At 39.2% G+C, this 4,313-nt stretch carries 3 protein-coding genes and 1 pseudogene; 2 read left to right on the top strand and 2 right to left on the bottom strand.

Annotated features, from left to right (window positions below):
* A pseudogene (locus LC574_RS28765) lies at nucleotides 1–1,039 on the bottom strand (4Fe-4S binding protein); the annotation flags it as partial.
* Nucleotides 1,040–1,374: 335 nt separating this feature from the next.
* Here LC574_RS28765 and LC574_RS28770 point away from each other — a divergent pair.
* Nucleotides 1,375–1,530 carry a hypothetical protein gene (locus LC574_RS28770; RefSeq protein ID WP_229457052.1) on the top strand — a complete coding sequence of 52 codons (156 nt, stop codon included), beginning with the start codon at nucleotides 1,375–1,377 and terminating at the stop codon, nucleotides 1,528–1,530.
* Nucleotides 1,531–2,357: 827 nt separating this feature from the next.
* On the opposite strand, the gene LC574_RS28775 is transcribed toward LC574_RS28770, so the two are convergent.
* Nucleotides 2,358–2,618, bottom strand: coding sequence for a DUF4926 domain-containing protein (locus LC574_RS28775; protein WP_229457053.1), 261 nt, complete (start codon nucleotides 2,616–2,618; stop codon nucleotides 2,358–2,360).
* A gap of 173 nt (nucleotides 2,619–2,791) precedes the next feature.
* Here LC574_RS28775 and LC574_RS28780 point away from each other — a divergent pair, with 173 nt between their 5' ends.
* Complete coding sequence (locus LC574_RS28780; RefSeq protein ID WP_229457054.1) at nucleotides 2,792–4,276, top strand: aminotransferase class I/II-fold pyridoxal phosphate-dependent enzyme; 1,485 nt, start codon at nucleotides 2,792–2,794, stop codon at nucleotides 4,274–4,276.
* Nucleotides 4,277–4,313 lie beyond the last annotated feature (37 nt).

The following is a 4,313-nucleotide window of genomic DNA, read 5'->3' on the forward strand; positions in this document are numbered from 1 at the left end:
TTTCTTCTCCATAAGCAATACGCAGCAAGGTAGGAATAGTAATGCGTTGTTCTTTACCCAGTTTGGTTTTAAACAGCAACCACAGCATTAATCGGACTGCACCTTCATGTTGCTGCCAAATACTCATGACTGTGGTTAGCAGCGTTTTGGGAAGACTGCCGTATGGATAGAATGCGGTTCGCTCTTAACATGCTTGTTTGTTTAAGAAATATTGTGCCCATAAGCCTGCTTTTACTTTAAAAGTTAGCCCAATCAGATATTTGCAACCAAGATTGTCTTCTTGAAAGTGGTGCTGAATATCTACTAAGTGCCATAAGCGGCTATCTGTAATAGAGAATCCGTTAATTCGCCCTTGTTGAGGCCAGTCAATGCAGATAATCAGGGAGCAAGCTTGCTGGACAAGATTTTTCATTAAAGCTAGTTTGGCAGCTTTACTTAAATCTTTGCGTTTTTCCATCCCCAAATATTTCTCAATTTGTCGCTCATCGATCGCAAATTCTTGCTCCCAAGGTTGATCTAAGGCTGTAGCATAAGCTGCAAAAATTAGATGTATGCAAGCGGCTCTGATGTCAAGCCCCTCAACTGCTGCTAAATCTGTGGCCAAGTCGTTAACTTTAAATGGATCTTGGATGTGAAAAGCGATCGCACCTCGGCCTTGATTAATTTGTCGGCTGTAACTTATATAGCCTTCTTCATCGGTTTCCCAATGTAGCGATGTGCGTTGTGCTAGTACATTACAAGCTTCCCAAATAGCGATCGCTGAAGCAAATGGGTTATTCTTGCCGTTAGAAAACAAGTCTAAACTGCTAGCATCTCTCGGTTCTACTTTGCATCTCCCCTTTTTCGACTGCCAAGGAATCGGAGAATTAGTTGGACAAGCTATTACACATTGCGGTTCTGAATAATAGCCCTCACAATTATTACAAAGACCAGGATCAATCCAGTATTCATTGTCCTCTATTCTGATTGCACCCGTAGGACATTGGGGGCGGCAGTTGTCACATCCAACGCAACTGTTGTTAGGAATTGTATAAGGCATTTGGCTCTTTTCCCACTCTAATCGTTGAGATGTCTGGCTCAGGTCTCCCCTGGATGAGTCCTGTTTATTCATGACTCGCTACCACATTATCTTTCTGGCGAGAATAATCTCTTCTCACCAAACTCACTCCCCACATCCATATTTTGAGTCCGCATCCAATTGGAAGCTATTTAAGGCTTTAAAACCGAGCCGGATAAAACTTCTTTATTAACTATACATTTCATAAAAATAATGATTAATTTGTTCGTCTCGAGCTTAAAGAAAATCTTAATATTTATTTACAGCATTTTTCAGGTATTTAGACCACAGATGAGACGGGGAGTGGGGAGTGGGGAGTGGGGAGTGGTGTAGTTCAATTACTTGAAAAGCGCTGTAAATTTACATTTAATGAACATTTTAGCTTTGACCATAAAGTGTTTTTGGAAAATATTGAAGCCTGTTCTAATTGGATTTCATCTGATTTATTAATGATTTTAATATTTAATGCATGATAATATTCTGCTACTAAGTTTACAGTTTCTTCATAATTAGCTTTGCTTTTTTGATATAAACAAATAATATCTTTTGTCATCATTTAGCTAAATATATTAATTAAAAATAAATCAGAAATTGTTGGCTTTTAAAATACATATTGCATATATGAAAATGTAACTCATAAACATTTATTTTTGTATAATCCAATACCATTTACATAGATTTATCTGCCTAATCAAAAAAATATTTTAAAAATAATATAGTAATCCGCTTTGATTTTTGAAATTATTTGCGTAGGCGGGGAGTAGGGAATAGGGAGTAGGGAGTAGGGAATCAGGCTTTTCGAGGTGTACGGTGTTTATTCAAAAATCAAATAGGAATCCTATATTTTGAAATTCCTCTGTTAAAACAATGGGTGAGAGAGCGTGCAGTAAGAAGCTAATTCACAAATAAACGGTATTACGCAAAATTATTTATGTCATTGCGAGCGAAATGAAATGTAGCGTGCTCCTTTCCTACGGAACGCTACGCGAACAAAGAAGCAAGCTACGCGTAGCGTCTCGTAGAGAAGCAATCGCCAAACCCTTGCGATTGCTTCATTTCGCTTCGCTTCATTCGCAATGACAAATGTATATTTAATTTTGCATTAGTACCTGTATTAATTTTATTATGATAAATAATTGTCAATTAGGAGGATAATTAATGTGATCGCACTTTAATAGGACTTACGCACGCTCTACGAATTCTTGGCGTTCTTGGCGTCTTGGCGGTTCGATAAATTAAGCTTTTGGGCGATTTTTGCGTAAGTCCTGTTTAATTCAGATATAAACCCTAAAGTAAAAACTTAAGCAATTGCCAAATCATAATGTAAAACTAAGATTTCATCTGCTCTCAAAGTCGCCATTGCATATTCACAGCCTTGGGTATCAGCAAACTCGACTAAATAATGATATTCTTCTTCTTGCTCATACACTTCTACAATTGTCCCAACTTGCCCGCTGGGTAAGCTTTCGATAGAAGTATAATCTTCTTCCACTAGTTGTAATCTCTCAATGGGAATCGGCTTGAGTGTAGCAATAGTATCCAAAAGTTTAATTTTTTTCATTTAACTTCAGAAATGCAGTAATCAAACGTGGATAAAGATTATTAGCGGTAGTTTCCAAGATTGTCCGCAGCCTGATTCCGTCTGTATCAGGTACTATCCAATCTACCTTAAACTGTTGACCAAATTAACGGTTTGTTTTTTTAATTACGAATTACGAATTACGAATTATTTTAATGCTCAATCAAAACCAAACACCCTTATTAGATGCCTTAAAAGCCAATGCAGCAAGACTCCATGCGCCTTTTTACACTCCAGGACATAAACAAGGTGAGGGAATTTCTCAACCCTTGGCTGACTTATTTGGTAAAGCCGTCTTTCGCGCTGATCTAACCGAATTAGCAGATTTAGATAATCTCTTTGCACCCCAAGGCGTTATTCAAGAAGCACAACAACTAGCAGCTGAGGCATTTGGCGCTTCACAAACATGGTTCCTTGTCAATGGTTCTACCTGTGGGATTGAAGCAGCAATTCTCGCTACCTGTGGCACAGGCGATAAAATCATTCTGCCTCGAAATGTACATTCTTCTGCGATCGCTGGTTTAATTCTCTCCGGTGCAATACCAATTTTTATCAATCCTGAATACGATCCAGTTTTAGATATTGCCCATAGCATCACGCCTAATGCTGTAAAATCTGCACTCCAACAACATCCAGACGCTAAAGCAGTGTTGACAGTTTACCCAACATATTACGGCGTTTGTGGAAATTTGAGTGCGATCGCCAATATCACACATCAATATAATATTCCTCTACTTGTAGATGAGGCACACGGCGCACACTTTGCCTTTCATCCAGAATTACCGACTCCAGCTTTAGCCGCAGGTGCTGATTTAACTGTACAATCCATCCACAAAGTACTTGGTGCAATGACACAGGCATCAATGCTGCACATCCAAGGTGACAGGATAGATTGCGATCGCATCAGTAAAGCTTTGCAACTCGTACAATCTACCAGTCCTAGTTATTTACTTTTAGCTTCTCTAGATGCAGCGCGTCAGCAAATGGCACTCCACGGAAAAATGCTGATGTCTCGCACTTTGCAACTAGCTGATGAAGCTAGAACAAAAATCAGTCAAATTCCTGGATTATCTGTTTTACAGATTCCTGCTTATCAAGAGGGGTTAGGGGGATATTCTGGCTTTGTGGGTTTAGACGAAACGCGATTAACTGTCACTGTTTCTGGTTTAGGCTTAACCGGATTTGAGGCAGATGAAATTCTCGATGAAAAATTTGCTGTTACTGCTGAATTCGCCTCACTACAACATCTCACTTTTATCATTAGTTTGGGCAACACCCCAGCCGATATTGAGCAACTGATACAAAGTTTTACTATTCTTGCCAAAGAATATCGCCGAACCAACTTAACTGTTAAAAGCGATCTTTGGCAGGATATTTTCACTACACAGTGTCATGATTTATGTTATTCTCCCCGTGAAGCCTTTTTTGCTGTCAGTGAAATACTACCTTTAATACAGACCAATCAACGCATCTGTGCCGAAATCGTCTGTCCCTATCCCCCAGGAATTCCCTTGTTAATGCCGGGAGAAATCATCACCAAACCCGTCCTTGACTATCTGCAACAAATTCAGGCGATGGGAGGATTTATCACCGGTTGCAATGACACAAGCCTCAAAACTTTGAAAGTGCTGAAAATTTAATTTTTGTCCTCCCAAGACTCTTCACCTTCTACAATAA

Origin of the sequence: Nostoc sp. CHAB 5715 (genome assembly GCF_020829685.1) — a bacterium.
GTDB lineage: Bacteria > Cyanobacteriota > Cyanobacteriia > Cyanobacteriales > Nostocaceae > Nostoc.